General features: G+C 38.5%; 19 protein-coding genes. 8 read left to right on the forward strand and 11 right to left on the reverse strand.

The features are described 5' to 3' along the window. Nucleotides 1-13 precede the first annotated feature (13 nt). The 6 genes from eno to suhB all read right to left on the reverse strand — a co-directional run bounded on the left by eno (nucleotide 14) and on the right by suhB (nucleotide 7144). Nucleotides 14-1324 (reverse strand): phosphopyruvate hydratase, encoded by a 1311-nt coding sequence (gene eno / locus HMPREF2644_RS01520; protein WP_070828179.1) that lies wholly within the window; start codon nucleotides 1322-1324, stop codon nucleotides 14-16. 120 nt (nucleotides 1325-1444) lie between these two features. After that, entirely contained in the window at nucleotides 1445-2650 is a 1206-nt protein-coding gene (locus HMPREF2644_RS01525; protein WP_070828180.1) for a BaiN/RdsA family NAD(P)/FAD-dependent oxidoreductase, read from the reverse strand. Then, complete coding sequence (nrfF, locus tag HMPREF2644_RS01530; protein WP_005688390.1) at nucleotides 2647-3789, reverse strand: heme lyase NrfEFG subunit NrfF; 1143 nt, start codon at nucleotides 3787-3789, stop codon at nucleotides 2647-2649. The genes HMPREF2644_RS01525 and nrfF overlap by 4 nt, the downstream gene beginning before the upstream one ends. Next, nucleotides 3786-4316: a DsbE family thiol:disulfide interchange protein gene (locus HMPREF2644_RS01535; protein ID WP_005688388.1), complete on the reverse strand. Its 531-nt coding sequence runs from the start codon at nucleotides 4314-4316 to the stop codon at nucleotides 3786-3788. The genes nrfF and HMPREF2644_RS01535 overlap by 4 nt, the downstream gene beginning before the upstream one ends. Further along, nucleotides 4316-6223, reverse strand: a complete 1908-nt coding sequence (gene nrfE / locus HMPREF2644_RS01540; protein WP_011272297.1) for a heme lyase NrfEFG subunit NrfE — start codon at nucleotides 6221-6223, stop codon at nucleotides 4316-4318. The genes HMPREF2644_RS01535 and nrfE overlap by 1 nt, the downstream gene beginning before the upstream one ends. Before the next feature lie 108 nt (nucleotides 6224-6331). Then, entirely contained in the window at nucleotides 6332-7144 is an 813-nt protein-coding gene (gene suhB / locus HMPREF2644_RS01545) for an inositol-1-monophosphatase (RefSeq protein WP_011272298.1), read from the reverse strand. 199 nt (nucleotides 7145-7343) lie between these two features. On the opposite strand from suhB, the gene HMPREF2644_RS01550 reads away from it, so the two are divergent. The 8 genes from HMPREF2644_RS01550 to degS are packed head-to-tail and all read left to right on the forward strand — an operon-like array spanning nucleotide 7344 to nucleotide 15594. Beyond that, a complete protein-coding gene (locus tag HMPREF2644_RS01550) occupies nucleotides 7344-7856 on the forward strand; it encodes a pilus assembly FimT family protein (protein ID WP_011272299.1) in 513 nt (170 codons plus the stop codon). After that, a complete protein-coding gene (locus HMPREF2644_RS01555; RefSeq protein WP_011272300.1) occupies nucleotides 7856-8575 on the forward strand; it encodes a PulJ/GspJ family protein in 720 nt (239 codons plus the stop codon). The genes HMPREF2644_RS01550 and HMPREF2644_RS01555 overlap by 1 nt, the downstream gene beginning before the upstream one ends. After that, the gene (locus HMPREF2644_RS01560) at nucleotides 8572-9255 is read left to right on the forward strand and encodes a DUF2572 family protein (RefSeq protein WP_011272301.1); all 684 of its coding nucleotides are present in this window, start codon (nucleotides 8572-8574) and stop codon (nucleotides 9253-9255) included. The genes HMPREF2644_RS01555 and HMPREF2644_RS01560 overlap by 4 nt, the downstream gene beginning before the upstream one ends. Further along, nucleotides 9248-9535 (forward strand): DUF5374 domain-containing protein, encoded by a 288-nt coding sequence (locus tag HMPREF2644_RS01565; RefSeq protein ID WP_021034778.1) that lies wholly within the window; start codon nucleotides 9248-9250, stop codon nucleotides 9533-9535. The genes HMPREF2644_RS01560 and HMPREF2644_RS01565 overlap by 8 nt, the downstream gene beginning before the upstream one ends. A gap of 45 nt (nucleotides 9536-9580) precedes the next feature. Beyond that, the gene (gene recC, locus HMPREF2644_RS01570; RefSeq protein ID WP_011272303.1) at nucleotides 9581-12946 is read left to right on the forward strand and encodes an exodeoxyribonuclease V subunit gamma; all 3366 of its coding nucleotides are present in this window, start codon (nucleotides 9581-9583) and stop codon (nucleotides 12944-12946) included. A 54-nt stretch (nucleotides 12947-13000) separates the two neighbouring features. Beyond that, entirely contained in the window at nucleotides 13001-13450 is a 450-nt protein-coding gene (gene nrdR / locus HMPREF2644_RS01575) for a transcriptional regulator NrdR (protein WP_005648026.1), read from the forward strand. 2 nt (nucleotides 13451-13452) lie between these two features. Next, nucleotides 13453-14571, forward strand: coding sequence for a bifunctional diaminohydroxyphosphoribosylaminopyrimidine deaminase/5-amino-6-(5-phosphoribosylamino)uracil reductase RibD (gene ribD, locus HMPREF2644_RS01580; RefSeq protein WP_011272304.1), 1119 nt, complete (start codon nucleotides 13453-13455; stop codon nucleotides 14569-14571). Then, nucleotides 14572-15594, forward strand: a complete 1023-nt coding sequence (gene degS / locus HMPREF2644_RS01585; protein WP_005693292.1) for an outer membrane-stress sensor serine endopeptidase DegS — start codon at nucleotides 14572-14574, stop codon at nucleotides 15592-15594. 73 nt (nucleotides 15595-15667) lie between these two features. Here the strand turns inward: degS and mutM are convergent, their stop codons facing one another. From mutM to HMPREF2644_RS01610, 5 genes are all read right to left on the reverse strand, one after another. Next, nucleotides 15668-16483 carry a DNA-formamidopyrimidine glycosylase gene (gene mutM / locus HMPREF2644_RS01590; RefSeq protein WP_011272305.1) on the reverse strand — a complete coding sequence of 272 codons (816 nt, stop codon included), beginning with the start codon at nucleotides 16481-16483 and terminating at the stop codon, nucleotides 15668-15670. A 231-nt stretch (nucleotides 16484-16714) separates the two neighbouring features. Next, nucleotides 16715-18250 (reverse strand): L-2,4-diaminobutyrate decarboxylase, encoded by a 1536-nt coding sequence (gene ddc / locus HMPREF2644_RS01595; RefSeq protein WP_011272306.1) that lies wholly within the window; start codon nucleotides 18248-18250, stop codon nucleotides 16715-16717. Nucleotides 18251-18269: 19 nt separating this feature from the next. After that, complete coding sequence (gene vapC / locus HMPREF2644_RS01600; RefSeq protein ID WP_005651560.1) at nucleotides 18270-18668, reverse strand: type II toxin-antitoxin system tRNA(fMet)-specific endonuclease VapC; 399 nt, start codon at nucleotides 18666-18668, stop codon at nucleotides 18270-18272. Next, nucleotides 18668-18901, reverse strand: coding sequence for a type II toxin-antitoxin system antitoxin VapB2 (gene vapB2, locus HMPREF2644_RS01605; RefSeq protein WP_005648011.1), 234 nt, complete (start codon nucleotides 18899-18901; stop codon nucleotides 18668-18670). The genes vapC and vapB2 overlap by 1 nt, the downstream gene beginning before the upstream one ends. Before the next feature lie 146 nt (nucleotides 18902-19047). Continuing rightward, nucleotides 19048-20412: a diaminobutyrate--2-oxoglutarate transaminase gene (locus HMPREF2644_RS01610; protein WP_005651563.1), complete on the reverse strand. Its 1365-nt coding sequence runs from the start codon at nucleotides 20410-20412 to the stop codon at nucleotides 19048-19050. Between the last annotated feature and the right edge of the window lie 233 nt (nucleotides 20413-20645).

A 20645-nucleotide genomic window follows, 5' to 3' on the forward strand; every position in this document is an offset into this window, starting at 1 on the left:
AATTCAGCGTGAATTACGCTTGACCTTTAACTGCTTTTAAGCCTGGGAATGCAGCTGGAGTACCTGCACGTTCTAATGCTTCTTCGATACGAATTAATTGGTTGTATTTCGCAATACGGTCAGAACGGCTCATAGAACCAGTTTTGATTTGACCTGCTGCTGTACCAACCGCTAAATCAGCGATAGTTGCATCTTCAGTTTCGCCTGAACGGTGAGAGATAACCGCAGTGTAACCTGCATCTTTAGCCATTTTGATTGCTGCTAAAGTTTCAGTTAAAGAACCGATTTGGTTGAATTTGATTAAGATAGAGTTTGCGATACCTTTTTCGATACCTTCTTTTAAGATTTTGGTGTTAGTTACGAATAAGTCGTCGCCCACTAATTGAACGCGGTCGCCTAACACTTTAGTTTGGTATGCAAAACCTTCCCAGTCAGATTCATCTTGACCATCTTCGATAGACACGATTGGGTATTGTTTAGTTAATTCTTCAAGATAATGTGTGAACTCTTGAGAAGTGAATGAACGGCCTTCGCCTTTCATTTCGTATTTGCCAGTTTCTTTGTTGTAGAACTCAGAAGATGCGCAGTCCATCGCTAAAGTAACGTCTTTACCTAATACATAACCTGCTTTTTCAACTGCTTCTTTGATACATGCTAAAGCATCTGCGTTAGATGCTAAGTTAGGTGCGAAACCCCCTTCGTCACCAACTGCTGTGCTCATGCCTTTAGCTTTTAATACTTTAGCAAGGTTGTGGAATACTTCAGCACCGATACGAAGTGCTTCACGTAATGTTTTCGCACCAACTGGTTGAATCATAAATTCTTGGATATCCACGTTGTTATCTGCGTGCTCACCACCGTTGATGATGTTCATCATTGGTAATGGCATAGAGTAAACACCAGGTGTGCTGTTCAATTCTGCAATGTAAGCGTAAAGTGGTAAACCTTTAGATGCTGCTGCTGCTTTTGCGTTTGCTAAAGATACCGCTAAGATTGCATTTGCACCAAAGTTAGATTTGTTTTCAGTACCATCTAAATCGATCATAATTTGGTCGATTTCAGCTTGGTTTGTTGCATCTTTACCAACGATGGCTTGTGCGATTTCGTTGTTCACTGCAGACACGGCTTTTAATACGCCTTTACCTAAGAAACGAGATTTGTCGCCGTCACGTAATTCTAATGCTTCACGAGAACCAGTTGATGCACCAGATGGAGCCGCAGCTAAACCAACAAAACCACCTTCAAGATGAACTTCAGCTTCAACAGTTGGGTTACCGCGTGAGTCGATGATTTCGCGACCAATCACTTTAACGATTTTTGCCATTTTTATTTTCCTCAATTAAGTTAATTAAAACGGGTTAAGCGAGCCTAAAACAGGCGATATGATAAAGCTATTTTGAGATTTTGTCTTGTAAAAAATGCGTATGCTTTGATCTTTATCTATTTATTGTCTTGAGATATTCGTTGCACAAGCATAAGCTGAACTCCACGCCCATTGAAAGTTGTAACCGCCTAGCCAGCCTGTTATATCTAGCACTTCCCCAATAAAATACAAACCTTGTACAAGGTTACTTTCCATTGTTTTAGAAGAAATCATTTTGGTGTCCACACCGCCCATTGTCACTTCAGCCGTGCGATAGCCTTCTGTGCCATTTGGAGTAAATTCCCAGTGATGAATAAAATCCACCAGATTTTTTACCCGCACTTTGCTGATGTTAGCGCTAACTTCATCTTGCACAATGCCTTGTTCAATCCAAAGTTCGACCAATTTTTTCGGCAATAATCGAACCAAGATGGTTTTCAACATTTGTTTTGGTGAATGTTGTTTTGCTTGATTAATTTCCTCTTCCACATTGTGGTTCGGTAATAAATCGATTTCCACTGACTCAGTGGGCTGCCAATAATTAGAAATTTGTAACACCGCAGGGCCTGAAATACCACGATGAGTAAACAAAAGCTGGTTGTAAAAAGATTTTCCGCACAGTGCCGTGATAGTGACAGGCAAGCTAATACCTGAAAGTGCGGTTAAAAATTTATCTGTTTCTCGATAAGTAAAAGGCACTAAACTCGCACGAGGCGGAATAACAGGAATGCCAAATTGTTCCGCAATTTGATAACCAAATGGCGTTGCGCCAAGCCCAGGCATAGAAAGCCCACCTGTCGCAACAATCAAATTTTTACATTGCCATTGGGTTGAATTTACCTGTAAAACAAACCGCACTTTTTCATCATTTTGAATCCGTTCAACTTGAGAAACTTCGCTACGCAATAAAATCTTAGCACCATATTTATCGCATTCAGATTTCAGCATTTCAACGATTTGTTCTGCACCCTCATCGCAAAATAATTGCCCCAATTCCTTTTCGTGATAAGTAATCCCTTGCTCCGCCACTAAAGAAATAAAATCCCAGTTGGTATAACGAGCTAGTGCCGATTTGACGAAATGAGGATTTTGCGAAAGATAATGAGCTGGCGTAACCTCTAAATTGGTGAAATTACAAAACCCACCGCCCGACATCAAAATCTTACGTCCGATTTTTTTGCCGTTGTCGAAAACTGTTACCGACTTGCCTAGCTTAGCCAATTGTGCGGCACAAAATAATCCTGCCGCACCCGCACCAATAATAATATTTTCAGAATATTGGCTCACGGATTTTGTCCTTTTTCACCACGTTGTAAAAAATCCAACATCTTCATTCGTTGAATAACTGAACGACGATCCACTGCCGCATTACCTGAATCTAATAACTGCTGTAAATACATACCGGCTTGTTGATATTGGCGATTTTCTAAGGCAATTGTCGCCAACAAAGAAAGACTAGATACTTCATTTTTATCTTTTGCCAAAGCTTCATTCAAAAGTTGCTCGACTTTTGGGGTCACTTGCTGACCTGCTTGATAATAAAGTGCGGTGGCTGCCAAGCCTAAAATATTAGGTTTACTTCCCGACAATTTTTCCGCATTAGAATAAGCCACAAGCGCGCTATCAAATTCATTATTCTGCACATAGGCTTCCCCAAGTTGAAGCCAAGTTTCCGCATTATTCGGATCAGTTCGCAGTTTATTTTGGAGCTTCTCAATCACATTTTCATTTTTGTGTTCATCATTCATTTCAACATTTTGATTATGTTGCTCAATCATCGATTGCTCGCCTTGTTGAACACGACTAAAACGATCAAGGGAAAAATAATAAGTAGCTGGAATAGCGATGAGTAAAGTAAAAAGCACAAAATAAATTTTGCTATTCACTTTTCCCTTAGAAAGTTTACTTGGCTCCCCTTGCTTGCGGGGGGAGCTGCCAAAGGTTGAGGGGAGGGAAATTATTTCATCATTCTCTAGTTGTTGTGCAACCACTTTTTCTGAAAACTGTTTTTTCCTATTTGAGAAATAAAGCAATACTGCAGCTAGAATTAAAAGGGCGACTGGCAATAACCATAACAACGCCGTATTCCATTTGAATGGCGGTTTGTAATTCACAAAATCACCAAATCTAGCCGTCATTTTATCGATAATTTGCTGATTGCTTTTGCCCTCATCCACCATTTTGTACACTTCAAGACGCAAGTCATAAGCAATTGGAGAATTAGATTCCACCAAATTTTGGTTTTGACATTGTGGGCAGCGTAAAGATTTTGCCAACTCTACGGCACGAGTACGATCATCTTGATTTTGGAATTGATAGGTATCCACCATTTCCGCTTGAGTAAACAAGGAAAATGCGAATAAAAGTGCGGTTGCAAAAACAAATGTTTTTTGAACTCGAGTAAAAATATCTAATAGGCTTTTCATTTATTCTTCAATGCTTCAATTTTTGGCAAAAATACCGTTTGCCAAGTTTCTTTATCCAATAAACCAGAATGGCGATAACGAATCACACCATTTTCATCCACAAGATAAGTTTCTGGCGCACCATCCACGCCTAATTTGAGGGCAAGTTCTCCCTGACTATCATCAATAGTTAAGATGAACGGATTGCCCATTCTCTTAAGTATTTCAATACCATTTTGCGGATTGTCGCGATAATCTACACCCACAATAGGCAACGTTTTTGCAATCTCAATTAACAACGGATGTTCTTCTTTGCAATAACCACACCAACTGCCCCACACATTTAATAAAAATGGCTGTTTAGGAAAATCTTTCGGGCTTACGATTTGTGATGGATCATGTAAATTAGCCTGATAAAACTCTGGAACGGGTTTATCAATTAAAGCCGACGCAATTTTTTTCGGATCTTGATTTAACCCAGCAATTAATAATACACACACGCCTAAAAGCACAAAGAGCGGTGCAAAAAAGAGAAGTTTTTTGTTCATTATTTTTCCTGTTTTCTGCGTAATCCGAAGACGCTAAAAAGTGCGCCAAAGGCCATTAAAATACCGCCCGCCCAAAGCCAACGAATCAGTGGTTTATAATGTAAGCGGAAAGTAAATTCCCCTTTGCCGAGAGAATCGCCCATCACAATATATAAATCGCCCCAAAAACCGCCATTAAGCCCCACTTCACTCATTGTCATTGTACGAACATCGTAATAACGGCGTTCGGGGATAATTTCTGCATAAGGTTTACCATTTTCAGTTACGTCAAAAAAGGCGACTTCTGCCGTAAAGTTTGGTCCGATTTCATTAGAAAATTGGCGATAGTGAAATTCATATTGTCCCAGCGTTTGACTTTGTTGCGGTGCTAAACGCACACCAATTTCACTGCCAAAATAACCACTCATTACCGCACCAATAGTTACAATCGCCACGCCACAATGCGCTAAAATCATACCAAATTGAGACAAACGAATTTGTCGCCAATTTTGCCATAAAGTGACCAACAAAAGCCAAATCGCAAGAGTTAATAACACAAAAGCGAAAGCGTGAAAATTCAACGCAGAATTATGGCGTAGCTGTTGCCAAATCATTAGGCCTGCAAGAATTAAAGACGGAATAAGCAACCACCCACAACGTATCAATAATGTGCGATCAAATTGCCCCTTACGTATGCTAAGCACAATTACCATTAGGATTAAAATCGCCGTAATAATGGGGAAGAAAATACTATTAAAATAAGGACTTCCCACCGAAATTGAGCCCCAATTCATCGCTTGGAATAACATCGGGTAAAAGGTACCTAAAAAGGTAGAAACCGTCGCAATGGTCAGCAAAATATTCAGTAATAAAATGCCACCCGATTTAGAAATGAACTGAAATTTCACCGCACTTTCTGATGAACTTCCCGCTCGTAAAGCGAATAAACCAAAGGCTAACGCTGTCAAAACAAAGAAAATTAATAACAACACATAACCGCGCGTGTTATCCAATGCAAAGGCGTGCACAGAAGTGAGCGCGCCAGAACGAACAATAAACGTGCCTAATACGCTAAAGGCAAAAGCAAGCAGAGAAAAAAGCGTTGTCCAATAACTAAATACGCCTTGTTTTTCCGTCGCCATTAAACTGTGTAATAACGCTAACCCAAGCAACCAAGGCATTAAAGACGCATTTTCTACGGGATCCCAGAACCACCAACCGCCCCAGCCAAGTTCGTAATATGCCCACCAAGCACCAAGCACAATGCCAATGGTTAAAAACAACCAAGAAACCAACACCCATCCACGCATTGAGCGGGCAATTTGTCGTGCAGATTGGTTATAAATCAACGCACTCAAACTCATTGCAAAATTTACCGCAAAGCCCACATAGCCAACATATAATAAAGGCGGATGGAAAATTAATCCCACATCTTGCAACATTGGATTGAGATCGCGCCCTTCTGCGGGAGCAGGGAAAATGCGTCCAAATGGATTGGAATAAAATAAAATAAACACCGCAAAACCAAAGCAAATCAATCCCAATAAAGATAAAGATTGAGCGGAAAAAGTGCGGTCATTTTTTCGATTAAAAAAAGCAAAAGCAGCAAGCCATAAACTCAATGAAAATAACCAAAACAACATTGAACCTTCATGTCCTCCCCAAGTGGCAGCCACTTTAAAAAATGTAGGTAATTGAGAGTTGGAATGTGCCGCTACATATTCAAGGGTGAAATCATCCACCGCAAAAGAATAAGTAAGCAAACCAATTGAGAACGTCGTCGCAAGGGTAAAAATATAACTAAGCGGCCAAGCAGCATTAATTAAAGTCGAATTTTTTTTGAACAACCCAAATTGAGGCACTAACGCAAGAAAAAACGCGCTAGCTGTTGCGAGTAAAAGAAGGAAAAAGCCAAGTTCTGGAAGCATAATGTCGTCGTTTTTTTCGTTGATGTGCAGATAAAGTCGCTAATCAAGTATGTTTCATTAATAAAATTAAAAATAGCACCTTGATAGGTGCTATTGTGCTTATAAAAATTAATGATTAAATTCAGCACCTAAACAAGGGCGAATTTTATTTAACATTTCTTTAATTACGCGTGATGGTGCAGCAATGATATTGCCACTGCGTAAGTAGCCGTTACCAGCATCAAAATCGCAAACTAAACCACCTGCTTCACGCACGATTAAATCGCCAGCAGCACAATCCCATGCTTTTAAGCCCATTTCAAAATAACCATCAATACGGTTTGACGCCACATAGCATAAATCTAATGCGGCAGAACCCGTACGACGGAAATCAGCGGCATCTTCAATTAAGGCATTCATCATTGCAAATTGAGCTGGCATTAATTTTGGTTGTTTGAATGGAAAACCAGTGGCTAAAATTGAACCTTGAAGTTCACGTTTACTATCTACACGTAAACGTACTTCATTTAATTTTGCACCTTCGCCACGCACAGCAGTAAATAATTCATTGCGGATTGGATCGTAAACAACCCCGACTTCAGTGCGATTTTTTACACGAACTGCGATAGACACAGAAAAGTGGGGAAGCCCTGTCATAAAATTACGAGTACCATCTAGCGGATCAATAATCCATTGTACATCGCTATCTTTGCCTTCTTTGCCTTCAATTGCGCCTGTTTCTTCCGTAATAATTGTGTGATCAGGATAAGATTTACGAATAATTTCAATGATTTCTGCTTCTGCCGCTTTATCAACGTTTGTTACATAATCATTAATACCTTTTTGTGTGCTTTCGATAGCATCACGGCGTTCATAATTTTTAGCAATCACATTACCCGCTTTTCGTGCCGCACGAATAGCGATATTTAACATTGGATTCATATTTCCACCAGATTTTAAAGAACAGAAAAATTCCGCACCATTATAGCGAGATTTGCCAAAATAACCAGTTGAAAATCATAAAACAATGGTTTTTATAGATTTTCAGAAAAACTTTGCGATATAGATCGCAAAAATCACATCAAGTGATTTTTCTACCCATTATTTATGGTTAAAGTGCGGTAGAAAATTGGAGCGTTTTATGCAGAAAGGTGTGACATTAGTGGAATTATTGATTGGATTAGCAATCATCAGCATTGTGCTGAGTTTTGTCGTGCCATTATGGCAAACCGATTCACCTAAAACGATTTTAGCCAAAGAGCAACATCGCTTGTATTTATTTCTACGACAAATTCAGGTTCGTGCAGAAAATTCATCGGAAGTGTGGTTTTTACTTATCAATCGGAACCTTGCGACACAACAATGGTGCTTAACGGCACAAGTAAAAAATAACCAAACTTGTGATTGTTTAAATCCGATAAATTGCCCGAAAGAGGTTTATGCGCATTTTTACTATCCTTATTTTCCTAATAAAACGATGATTCAAAGCCATCATATTTATCCAAAAGAAATCACGAGATTTGATGGCATTCGTAATACTATCGTTACTCGTTGCTTTATTTTGCAAGCAGAAAATGAACGTACGTTATTTTTATTTTTCAATGTTGGCAGTATTCGTTTAAAAACCAATCAATTTGATAGTGCTTGTAATTAATGATGAAAACATTATTAAAAGGGCAAACCCTATTAGCACTGATGATTTCACTGGCTTTGTCTTCTTTATTGCTGCTAAGCATTTCGCATTTTTATGTGCAAATACAAACACAAAACCAACAAATGTTATTACATTTAAAATTACAAGCTGAATTACAACGAATATTACAGTTAATAGGCAAAGATCTTCGCCGATTAGGATTTCGAGCATTAAATGCAAAACTGACGGAAAGCAATTTATTTTTATTTGAATTAGATGAACAAGGCACAGCCATTTTTATTAGCCAAGAAGATAATGCGCCACCTAATAGCTGCGTGTTGTTCTTTTATGATTTAAATAAAAATGGGTGTATTGGTAAAGGTTCGCCGAAAACCTGTATGAAAAATGGGAAAAATACATCTAAAAGTAGTACTGAAGAATTATTTGGCTATAAAGTGAGTAACAAAATGATAAAAACCAAACTGACTTATCAAAGTGTTATTCCTACTAATTGCACGGCAGAAACGTGTAAACGTGCTTTTCAACAAACCGCTTGCAACGCTGGGGGAGGTTGGGCAGATTTATTAGATAACAACGAATATGAAATTACTAGGCTACAATTTAATTGGTTAATTGAAGGCAAAGGATTAGAAATCAAGTTAAAAGGAAATTTAAAACAAACCCCAAATATCAGTTATGAAACCTCCCTTGTCGTTGCTCTTTGGAATCAAAAACAATGACAATACAAAAAGGTATTATTACGCTGACTATTCTGATTTTTATTTCAGGCTTATTAAGCGTAATCTTATTGTTAGATGATAGCAATTTAAGTTTTTTTCGGGCGCAACAAAATCAACGAAAACTGTATGTGGAAAGAACATTACAATTACAAAGAATAACAGCCTTGAAAAAACAAACTGCCTGCCTTGATTTATCATTAAATAATGATGAAAGTGTAAAGCAAATCAGCATTACGCTTGATGGTGCCACAGATTCAATTCAATATTTTCTTTGGTGTGAAAGAATGAGCCTATTTAAAAAATCGCCTAAAAAGGGAGATAATCAAGGCGCATTGAAAGATTTTGTGAGTGGCGAAAAACTTGCCTATTTTCGACCGCACTTTTCTTCTCCGCCCAGAATTTTAAACGCGAATAAAACGCCTAAACTTTATTGGTTTTCAGATTCACAAGCAGAGGTTGAAATTAATGGCACGGTGTCTGCCGTATTAATTGCAGAGGGCGATTTAAAATTGACTGGCAAAGGGAGGATTAGTGGCGCAGTGATTACCAACGGGAATTTAACTTTAGATGGCGTAACTTTAGCTTATGGGAAAAAGACGGTGGTCGCTTTAGTGCAACAATATAGTCAGTGGAAGTTAGCAGAAAAAAGTTGGAGTGATTTTAATGTTCAGGATGAATAAAGGAATGTCTCTTATTACATTGTTATTTTCTTTAGCTTTATTTAGCGTTTTATTTCTTGTTTTTAATCAATGGACGGCAGAACAGCGAAAAAGTGCGGTAAAAATTTATCAAGATTTTCAGGCAACACAAATTGCAGAGAATCAAGCTCAACGCCAATTTTTAGGGTTAGCTTGTGAACAATTGATACAACAAAATGGCTTAACTTTTCGTATTCGATGTGAAAATGAACGCATTATTGTGCGTTATCCTACGAGTGAAATTTTGATAAAAACTCAGTAAAATGGCGTTGTTTTTTCTAGGTTAAATCATCAAAAGGTCGCCATTGTGTTCATTATTTATTATTCCAATCAGCTTGAAAAACAAAAAGAAATTCTTTCTTCTTTATTCAAATCTTTACCACCTGAAGATCCTTTTCAACAAGATATTATTTTGGTGCAAAGCCCTAATATGGCACAATGGCTACAAATTGAACTCGCCAAAGAAACAGGCATTTCAGCGAACCTAAAATTTCCTATGCCAGCAAGTTTTATTTGGCAGCTTTATGCTCAAAATTTACCCGCAACGGCATTGGAAAACCCTTTTGATAAAGATTCAATGATGTGGCGTTTAATACGCTTAATCCCGACTTTTCTCGAGAAAGAAAATTTTTTGCCTTTACGAAATTATTTAGCATCTTCGCCACATTCTGAACAATACAAACTTTATCAACTTAGCAGTAAAATAGCCGACTTATTTGACCAATATTTAGTTTACCGAGCTGAATGGATTTTTGCTTGGGAAAAAGGCGAAGATGAACAAATCACTGCGCAAATACGAAAGCAACAACCTAACCTAAACGATACGTTGTTTGAGCAAATTCAAGGCAATATAAAATGGCAAGGGGAGCTATGGCGTGCGTTGGTCGTCGATGTTAAATCAGATGTTGATGATGCTACACATCGAGCGGCTTTGCATAATCAGTTCTTAGCCTTGCTTGCGGATAAAAAAGCACCGAAAAAATTACCTTCACGCATATTTATTTTTGGTATTCCAGCGCTTCCAACTGCTTATCTCAATATTTTGCAAGCGATATCCTCTGAAGTGGATATTCATTTATTTTTTAATAATCCTTGCCAAGAATATTGGGGGGATATTAGTGATCTACGCCTTGATTATTTGCGTTCTCGTCAGCGTTATCAATTCAATAAACAAAATGAAAATCAACCGCTCTTTTCTGAGGAACAACTTTCTCAACTAGAAAACGCTCAGTTTGACGTCACTTATCAAAATGAAAACCTTCAAGTAGGCAATCCATTGCTGGCGGCTTGGGGGAAAATGGGACGAGATTTTCTCTATACCTTAGTGCGAGATGAAGAACATATTCCAACTTATCCCGTCAATGCTTATCAAGAAATTAAATCGAACAGTTTACTTGGACAATTGCAATCTCAAATTCTGCATTTAGAAAATAAACCGTTAAATATCGCAAAAAATGACCGCACTTTAACTCTACATTCTTGCCACAGTGCTATGCGGGAAGTGGAAGTCTTGCACGATTATTTACTCGATTTATTCAATCAAGATCCTAACCTTACGCCAAAAGATGTAGTTGTTATGGTGGCAGATATAAATCAATACACGCCTTATATTCAGGCCGTTTTCGGGCAAAAAAATAGAAATGCTCCACAAATTCCATTTTCACTTTCAGATAATAAACTTTCAGAAAGCGATGTGTTGGTCTCAAGTTACTTAACTTTATTACGCTTAAAAGAAAGCAATTTTAGTGCGGAAGATGTGTTAGCGTTGTTGGATATTCCTGCGACGCGAGAACGATTTAATATTTCTCTTGCTGATTTACCATTAGTGCGAGAATGGGTGGCGGATTCAGGGATTCGTTTCGGTTTGCAAAAAAATCAAGATGGCATCAATTTTAATTCTTGGCAAGCTGGATTAGAAAGAATGATTTTAGGCTATGCGATGCGTGAAGAGCAGGGTATTTGGCAAGATAGTTTGGGGTTAAACAGCAGCTATGGCTTAAAAGGTGAACTTGCTGGAAATTTATCGTACTTTTTCACCGCACTTTCCTTGCTGCATGAAACCCTGCAACAAGCACATTCCATCGAAAAATGGCAAGAAATTTTAACCGCACTTTTATCAGATTTCTTCGTACAAAATGAAGACACTAGCGACACGATTTTCTATATTCAAGAGAAAATTAATGAATTAGCTGAGCATCTAAAAATGCTCCATTTTACTGAAAAATTACAAGCAGATGTGATTGCCGATGTCATCACAATGAAATTGGAAGATGCACCAAATAGCCTCAAATTCCTTGCAGGGAAAGTAAACTTCTGCACCTTATTACCAATGCGTTCAGTGCCATTCAAAGTGGTTTGTTTACTTGGAATGAATGATGCCGATTACCCAAGAACACAAACACCAAACAGTTTTGACTTAATGCAATATCATTATCAAAAAGGCGACCGTGTTCGCCGTGATGATGATCGTTATTTGTTCTTAGAGGCCTTATTAGCCGCACGTAATTATTGCTATATCAGCTATATTGGGCGTTCCATTACCGATAATCAACCGAAAGAACCCTCCGTATTGGTAAGCCAACTCGTGGATTATATTAATCAAGGGCAAAAGGAAAATGTCCTTACTGTCATTGAACATCCAATGACCGCATTTAGCCCAGATAATTTCAAATATAACGAGAAATTTACCCGCTCTTTTGCGACAAAATGGTTGCCAATGGCTCAATTTGACGCAAGTGCAAGTAATTCGGAATTTGCCGTCACTATGACAGAAAACCCAGAAAAAATCGAAGAAGTTGAACTGGATTCTTTAGTCAGCTTTGTGGAAAATCCAGTGAAATTTTTCTTTGAAAAACAACTTGGTGTTTATTTCCGCGATAAAGATGAACGCATTGCTGACAGTGAAAACTTCACTTTAAGTGGGTTAGATAATTATTCTCTCAATAATGACTTAATTTACCTTGATGAACAAAATTTTGCTGATTATTTTAGACAAGCAGAAGTAAAAGGCGTGTTACCGCGCGCAGAGTTTGGAAAGGTTTATGCTGAAAATATTCGCGATAATGTTTTAGAATTTAAAGAGAAAATAGCCGATCTTGGCGAGCCTAAACAGGCTTCTATAGATTTTAATATTGCCGTAGATTGGCAAAACGAAAATCAAAAAATCCGTTTATTTGGTTATATGGAGGCTTTATTTGGCGATAATTCACAAGTCATTCACTGGCATTTTGCGAAATACAAAGATCGTTATTGTATTCGTCCTTGGATTTATTATTTAATTCAATGTGTTACACAAGAAAATGCGGTACCAGCAAAATTAATTACGCAAGATAAGGTTCTCGAATTACCGCCTATTGAGCGTGAAGTTGCGCTTGCTCAATTACAAATTTACGTAAAAGATTATTTACAAAGCCAAATAGAAATACAATTGGTGCCAACAGTAAGAAATATAAGTGATTTTATTGTAAGTGATGAAAATTCCGTTTCTGAAAAACTTCAGGAATTAACTGAAAGTAATGGTTTCGGGTCAAAAGCCGATCCATATTGGTCACGAGTATTAGCGCAGACCTCAAGATTTAAACAACCTGAAAATATTGCGAAATTATTAAAACAAACAAAAGCTTGGTTTGGCTTATTATTCGCACAAAAGAAGACAAGAAAGGCACAAAGCTAATCGTCAAATAACCTATTTTTTAGTAGAATAACACCCTTTTATGGAGAATTATCTATGCACTGTCCATTTTGTGATACAGAAGAAACTAAAGTCATTGATAGCCGTTTAGTATCTGATGGTTATCAAGTTCGCCGCCGCCGTGAGTGCGGTCATTGTCACGAACGTTTTACTACTTTTGAAATGGCAGAATTAATCATACCGAAAATTATCAAAACTGATGGTACACGTGAGCCATTCAATGAAGATAAATTGCGCAGCGGTATTCAACACGCCTTAGAAAAACGTCCTGTAAGTGCAGATGATGTAGAAAAAGCAATTAATCACATAATTCTTCAACTGCGTGCAACTGGAGAACGTGAAGTGCCAAGTAAGTTAGTGGGTAAACTTGCGATGAATGAATTAAAAAAACTCGATAAAGTGGCTTATATTCGTTTTGCATCAGTCTATTTAAGTTTTGATGATATTGATCAATTCACTATCGAAATTGAAAAATTAAAGGATTAATTATGCTTGAATTCTCCTCACAAGATTGCGTATTTATGCAACGTGCCTTAGATTTAGCCGCCAAAGGTCAATATACCACTACACCGAACCCATCGGTGGGATGCGTATTGGTTAAAAATGGTGAAATTGTGGGGGAGGGCTTTCATTTTAAGGCAGGACAACCTCATGCTGAACGCGTTGCTTTAGCTCAAGCTGGTGAAAATGCTAAAGGAGCAACCGCTTACGTCACCTTAGAGCCTTGTTCTCACTATGGGAGAACACCACCTTGTGCATTAGGATTAATTGAGGCGGGCGTAGTGAAAGTCATTGCGGCTATGCAAGATCCGAATCCTCAAGTCGCAGGAAAAGGTTTGAAAATGTTGTCTGATGCTGGTATCGAAAGTGCAGTGAATCTATTAAACGATCAAGCGGAAAAAATAAATAAAGGCTTTTTAAAACGAATGCGTCAAGGTATGCCTTTTGTTCAACTAAAACTTGCCATGAGTTTAGATGGACGAACTGCAATGGCAAGTGGAGAAAGTAAATGGATTACGGGCCCAGATGCTCGTTCGGACGTACAAAAAATGCGAGCAAAATCATCCGCACTTTTATCTACTTCTGCGACAGTACTTGCAGATGATCCAAGCCTTAATGTACGCTGGGACGAATTTCCTGAAAATCTTAAAACAGAATATAAAAAAGAATGGCTTCGCCAGCCTGTGCGAGTCATTTTAGATTCACAACATCGCATTCAGCCGACTCATAAACTTTTTTTAACCCATTCTCCCGTTTGGTTAGTCTCTAGTGAAACACGAGATTTAACAGGCTTTCCTGATTTTTGTGAACAAATTATTCTTCCGAAAGAAAATTTACTAAAAGAATTAATGCGAGAGCTGGGAAAACGACAAATCAATACCCTTTGGGTAGAAGCTGGAGCAAATTTAGCGGGCAGTTTAATTGATGCGAAATTAGTGGATGAATTGATTATTTACATTGCGCCAAAATTACTTGGAGACAATGCTCGTGGTCTATGCCAATTACCGAATTTAACTAAACTTGCCGATGCACCATTATGGCAACTCAATGAATTAGAACAAATCGGTGACGATATAAAATTAACTTACACACCGAAAGGAGTCTAAATGCTTAAAAAACTTTTCCATTCCGCACTTTGGGGCTTGGCTGCTGCGGGCGTGATTTTGTTTGCGGTTCCAAGACTGAATAACAGCAATATCTTCACTTCAGACGATATTATATCGTTCAAAAATGCCGTGCGTATTGCCTCTCCAGCAGTAGTGAATGTTTATAACCGCTCTTTTTCTTCCGCCAGCATTAATGATAATGATCAGCTACAAGTGAATAACTTAGGTTCTGGTGTGATTATGAGTAAAGATGGCTATATTCTGACGAATAAACACGTCATCCAAAATGCAGATCAAATTGTAGTAGCGTTGCAAAACGGAAATATTTTTGAGGCCAGTCTTGTTGGTTCAGATGATCTCACTGATCTCGCTGTTCTTAAAATTCGTGCAGATAATCTTTCAACTATTCCACAAAATTCAGCGCGTCAAGCTCACGTCGGCGATGTGGTATTAGCAATCGGTAATCCCTACAACTTAGGACAAAGCGTGTCTCAAGGAATCATTAGCGCAATCGGTCGTAATGCGGTAGGCGATTCGGTGGGCAGACAAAATTTTATTCAAACTGATGCTTCAATTAACCGCGGCAACTCAGGTGGCGCATTAATTAATTCTGCTGGGGAATTGGTTGGAATTAGCACGCTAAGTATTGGCAAAACCGCCAATGAAATCGCAGAAGGACTAAATTTTGCCATTCCAATAGATATTGCAAATGATGTACTACGTAAAATTATGCGTGATGGACGTGTGATTCGAGGTTATTTTGGTGTACAAAGTGATATTAGTTCAAGTAGTGAAGAAGGCATAGTTATCACAGACGTAAGCCCGAACAGCCCAGCTGCGAAATCAGGTATTCAAGTTGGCGATGTGATTTTGAAATTAAATAATCAAGAGGGGATTTCAGCCAGAGAAATGATGCAAATTATCGCAAATACAAAACCTAATTCAAAAGTTCTCGTCACCATTCTACGATTAGGCAAAATCTTACAAATTCCAGTTGTTATTGAAGAATTTCCAGTAAATTAAAAATAGCGGTCTATTTTGACCGCTGTTTTCATTATATTTAATACTTTCTTTTCAATTTGAAAATTTATTTGTTCTAACCCCTTTTCTGACATTTCGGGCAAAAGAAACTATTACGCTGTCCAATAATTAAACTTTCAATTTTTCCACCGCACTTTGGACAAGGTTTATCTTTATTGCCATATACCAATAATTCTTGTGCAAAATAACCTGGGCGACCATCGGGCTGTAAAAAATCTTTAAGTGTTGTTCCACCTTGAATAATGGCTTTTCTCAAAACATCTTTAATCGTGTTCACTAAAGAGAAACATTGATTGCGCGTCAAATTTTTAGCGAGTTTAAGGGGATGAATGCCACAAATAAACAAACTTTCATTCGCATAAATATTTCCAACGCCCACTACCACAGCGTTATCCATCAAGAAAGTTTTAAGTGCGGTAGATTTTTGACGAGATTTTTTGAATAAATATTCTGCATTAAATTCATCAGAAAGTGGTTCAGGGCCTAACTTTAAGAAAAGATGAAAGTCATCTAGATTCTCCGTCCACAACCAAGCACCGAAACGGCGAGGATCGTTATAGCGTAATAACTTGCCATTATTCACTACAATATCAATATGATCATGTTTATCTATTGCACTATCCTGTGGCACGATTCGAACAGATCCAGACATACCTAAATGCCCGATGATATAGCCTTTTTCCGTGTGAATAATCAAATATTTTGCTCGACGAGTGAGATCGACAATTTTTACATTTTTTAGCGTTATTAATTCTTCTGATACAGCCCAGCGCAATTTAGGCTTGCGCACGACAACTTTCTCAATCGTAAAATTCTTAAGATAAGGGCTAATACCACGTAGTGCAGTTTCGACTTCAGGAAGTTCTGGCATGATTTTCAACTTAGTAAGTGGATAGAATAATGATATAAAGTGCGGTTAGTTTTACCATTTTTTTATATTCTTTGAAAATTAAAATGATGAATATTTCAAAAATATAGGTAGTTATCTAATGGATAAAATTTATATATCTCGTTTGATCTATGCTAAAAGATTTTTATTTTACAGAATAGCCGCCTGTTTTCAGATACAAGCGGTTATTTTTTGTGTTAATTGACTAACTAATTAATCAATGGGTGGTGTGTAAGTGCCATTTTTGATGTCATCTTTAATGCGATTTGCTTCTGTTAGTACTTGAGTTAATAACGCTTTAACATTTTCCAATGTTGCAATCGGGCTTAGGGTAGTCATTTTCAGTGATTGTTTGTCGCCTACTTTAGTCACGCCAATATTCGCTTCTCCTCGAGCAAAGAGTTCATCTGCCACGTTTTGGTTTAGTGCATCAATAAATTCAGCTGGATAGTCTTTTGGTACGACACGGAATAACACCGATGCAAACTGACTTGGCACAAGCATTTCTAAGGCAGGAGTATCGTTGATGTATTGCTCGACTTCTTTGGTCAGTTTTACGCCGTGATCGATCATTGAAGCGTAAAGATCTTCGCCCAATGCTTCAAGGGTAAACCATAATTTTAATGCGTCGAAACGACGAGTTGTTTGTAGCGATTTTGCCACTAAGTTTGGCACGCCGTGAGCTTCATCATATTCCGAATTGAGATAATCCGCTTTGTAATTGATAAAGCGATAGTTCTCAGGATCTTTCAACAAGAACGCCCCACACGAGATCGTTTGGAAGAAGTGTTTGTGGAAATCAAGCGTGATGGAATCAGTTAATTCAATACCATCTAAGAAATAGCGATAATCTTTGGAAAGCAATAATGCGCCACCCCAAGCGGCATCAACGTGTAACCACGCTTGATATTCATCGGCAAGTTTGCGGATTGCTTTTAAATCATCAATTGCGCCAGCATCTGTTGTGCCTGCGGTAGCGACAATACAGGCAGTAATTTTGCCATCAGCTTTAAGCTGTGCAAGTGTTTGTTTAAGTGCAATAAGATCCATTTGTGCATTGGCATTTGATGGCACGGTCACGACCGATTGGAACCCCATGCCCATCATTGCCATATTTTTTTGTACAGAGAAATGTGCGTTTTCTGAACAAATCACTTTCACTTTTTGCATTGCTTCTGCTGGAATACCATCACGTTGTACTGACCATTCAGAGCCGTCTTCGTTTTTCCAGTGGTTTGCAATCGCCCAATCGCGTGCCAACAATACGCCCATTAAGTTAGATTGAGTACCACCAGAAGTGAACACGCCTGATGTGCCTTCGCCATAGCCTGCTTTTTGGCGTAGCCAGTTGATCAAATGCTCCTCCATAATTGAACCTGCTGGGCTTTGATCCCATGAATCCATTGATTGGTTGGTCGCATTAATCAGTACTTCCGCAATTTGGCTTGTTACCATCGTTGGGCAATGTAAATGGGCAAGTGAGTGTGGATGATGTACTTTAAGGCTTGGATTAAGGAAAATTTTTACCAAATGATCGAGTGATTTCTGTACACCCATACCCTCTTTCGTCGGATTAAAACCGCTTATTAAGGCTCGCATTTGTTTGATTGAACCGCCTGTGTACATTTTTTCATTTTTCAGCCAAGCAGAGACTGCTTGCACCGCATTATACATCGCTGTTTCATAATCGTTAATGGCTTCGTTATCGTTGCAAAACAAAGCTTGTTTGTGTTGTTTGAGGTTTGACATAATTATTCCTAGATATGAATTACACCCAATTTTCTGTACGTAATGCTATAACTCGCTCAAATTCTCTTAAATTGTTACTAACCAGAATTAACCCTTCACTACGAGCATGAGCAGCTATATGAATATCATTTTCGCCAATCAATTTCCCTTGTTTAGAGAGTTCAGCTTTAATATTGCCGAAATGAGCTGCATGCTTTGGTTGGTAATCTAAAATGGTGAGGCGTGATAAGAAATCTTCAATAACCGCAATGTTTCTTTCGGGATATTCGCTTTTTTCAGCTCCATAATAGAGTTCAGCCACAGTAATGCTACTCACGCACATTTTTCCTGCATTTTGATTAAAGCGAGAAAGAATTTCCAATGGCCTACGCTTAATCACGTAAATCACAATGTTAGTATCAAGCATATATTTCAACACTATAAAGCCTCACGCTCTGGTTGAAATGCAATTTCTCGTTCATTCATAAAATCATCGCTAACTGCTTGATCATTCAAGAAAAAACTATCCCAAGATTGGTTGAGAGGCGATAAAATCCGATCACTGCCCGATACACGAACCGATAATTTTTTGATTTCTTCAGAAAAGCGAACTTCAGCGGGCAAACGCACAGCTTGACTTCGATTAGTCATAAAAACAGAGGCTTCAATCATAGTTATTCCTTATGCTTAATTGTATATAGCATAAGTATATCCCAGTTTTATACAGTTGAGTAGAAAAAAGGTGGGATTTCCCTACCATTTTGAATTTACAAGCGGTCAAAATTCGCAAAACATTTGCAAAATCAGACCGCTTTTAATTAACTACGCACCACTTTCAATGCGTCTACAACAGATTGTTTGAAGCGTTTGATGAACTCTTCACATTCACTTTGGTTGATGTTTACCGCACAAAGCACGCGAACCACGTTGCCACCGCGTCCGCCACGTTCGAGCAAGAGTTTGTTTTTGAAGCAAGCTTTTTGGATTGCTGCCGCTAATTCACAATCGCGCGGGTAAGCCCCTATCGCATCTTTCGCTTGGCGTTCGTCTACAATATCGATCCCCATCATTAAGCCACGACCACGTACGTTGCCGATGCACGGATATTCTTTGCTTAATTCACGTAATGCGTTGGTTAAGTATTCACCACGCTCTTGGGCATTTTGTGCGAGGTTTTCATCACGCATAATTTTAAGTGAAGCGTAACCTGTCGCCATCGCTAATTGATTGCCACGAAATGTACCTGTATGTCCTGCAGGTTGCCAAGCATCAAATTCTTTACGAATAGCTAATACAGCTAATGGTAAGCTGCCACCAACTGCTTTTGACATCACAATAATATCAGGCTCAATGCCTGCGTGTTCAAAGGCGAACATTCTTCCAGAACGGCAGAAACCCGCTTGCACTTCATCGACGATCATTAAAATGCCGTGTTTTTGGGTTACTTCACGTACTTTTTGTAAGAAGCTTATTGGTGCTGGAACAACGCCGCCTTCTCCTTGGATTGCTTCTAAAATTACTGCAGCTGGTTTTACTACGCCACTTTCTACATCTTCGATGAAGTTCTCAAAGTAATGTTCAACTGCTTTCGCGCCTGCTTCGCCACCAATGCCAAATGGGCAGCGGTATTCGTGTGGATATGGCATAAATTGTACGCCAGGCATTAAATTTTCAACGGCATTTTTTGCACCAAGATTACCCGTTAAGGCTAATGCCCCTTGGGTCATACCGTGAAAACCGCCAGAGAAAGCAATGATATTGCCACGCCCTGTGTAAGTTTTGGCTAATTTGATGGCTGCTTCATTTGCATCTGCACCAGAAGGGCCTGTGAATTGTAAGATATATTTATCTTTCGGGAAGAATGACAATAATTCTTCACTAAACGCATCTTTAAGTGGAGTGGTTAAATCTAAAGTGTGTAACGGCAATCCGCTATCTAATACGTCTTTAATGGCTTGCATTAATATAGGATGATTATGTCCTAATGCAAGGGTTCCTGCGCCTGCTAAAAAGTCTAGGTATTCATTACCTTCAACATCAGTAACCCAACAGCCTTGTGCTTTTGCATAGGCAAAAGGTAATTTGCGAGGATAACTACGTACGTTGGATTCCATTACATCTTGGCGATCTAAAAAATGTTGGTTTGAAGCAAGAATTGCTTGTACAGGGGTAATCATTGTCATTTTTGATTAAAACCTTCTAAAAGAGGTGAAAAAAATAAGTCGGGTGCCTTGCGATAAATTTACTGTTTATAAAACAGACACATAGGGCATTTGACTCGCTACTTATTAAAAAAAGCGTTTCAGCTTTTTTGTTTTTACCCTAGTTTGCCCATTGGACGGGCTAGGTTGGAAACAGGTTTTGATGTAGGGTTACGTCAAAACGGGGACAATTGTATATTCTTTTTGCAATATGA

The organism is Haemophilus sp. HMSC071C11 (genome assembly GCF_001837655.1).
Taxonomy (GTDB): domain Bacteria; phylum Pseudomonadota; class Gammaproteobacteria; order Enterobacterales; family Pasteurellaceae; genus Haemophilus; species Haemophilus influenzae.

Excerpts from the sequence above, each read along its gene's own strand:
- eno (WP_070828179.1), bottom strand. The coding sequence starts at position 1,324 with ATGGCAAAAATCGTTAAAGTGATTGGTCGCGAAATCATCGACTCACGC.
- nrfF (WP_005688390.1), bottom strand. The coding sequence starts at position 3,789 with ATGAAAAGCCTATTAGATATTTTTACTCGAGTTCAAAAAACATTTGTT.
- HMPREF2644_RS01535 (WP_005688388.1), bottom strand. The coding sequence starts at position 4,316 with ATGAACAAAAAACTTCTCTTTTTTGCACCGCTCTTTGTGCTTTTAGGC.
- nrfE (WP_011272297.1), bottom strand. The coding sequence starts at position 6,223 with ATGCTTCCAGAACTTGGCTTTTTCCTTCTTTTACTCGCAACAGCTAGC.
- suhB (WP_011272298.1), bottom strand. The coding sequence starts at position 7,144 with ATGAATCCAATGTTAAATATCGCTATTCGTGCGGCACGAAAAGCGGGT.
- HMPREF2644_RS01550 (WP_011272299.1), top strand. The coding sequence starts at position 7,344 with ATGCAGAAAGGTGTGACATTAGTGGAATTATTGATTGGATTAGCAATC.
- HMPREF2644_RS01555 (WP_011272300.1), top strand. The coding sequence starts at position 7,856 with ATGATGAAAACATTATTAAAAGGGCAAACCCTATTAGCACTGATGATT.
- HMPREF2644_RS01560 (WP_011272301.1), top strand. The coding sequence starts at position 8,572 with ATGACAATACAAAAAGGTATTATTACGCTGACTATTCTGATTTTTATT.
- HMPREF2644_RS01565 (WP_021034778.1), top strand. The coding sequence starts at position 9,248 with ATGAATAAAGGAATGTCTCTTATTACATTGTTATTTTCTTTAGCTTTA.
- nrdR (WP_005648026.1), top strand. The coding sequence starts at position 13,001 with ATGCACTGTCCATTTTGTGATACAGAAGAAACTAAAGTCATTGATAGC.
- ribD (WP_011272304.1), top strand. The coding sequence starts at position 13,453 with ATGCTTGAATTCTCCTCACAAGATTGCGTATTTATGCAACGTGCCTTA.
- degS (WP_005693292.1), top strand. The coding sequence starts at position 14,572 with ATGCTTAAAAAACTTTTCCATTCCGCACTTTGGGGCTTGGCTGCTGCG.
- mutM (WP_011272305.1), bottom strand. The coding sequence starts at position 16,483 with ATGCCAGAACTTCCTGAAGTCGAAACTGCACTACGTGGTATTAGCCCT.
- ddc (WP_011272306.1), bottom strand. The coding sequence starts at position 18,250 with ATGTCAAACCTCAAACAACACAAACAAGCTTTGTTTTGCAACGATAAC.
- vapB2 (WP_005648011.1), bottom strand. The coding sequence starts at position 18,901 with ATGATTGAAGCCTCTGTTTTTATGACTAATCGAAGTCAAGCTGTGCGT.
- HMPREF2644_RS01610 (WP_005651563.1), bottom strand. The coding sequence starts at position 20,412 with ATGACAATGATTACCCCTGTACAAGCAATTCTTGCTTCAAACCAACAT.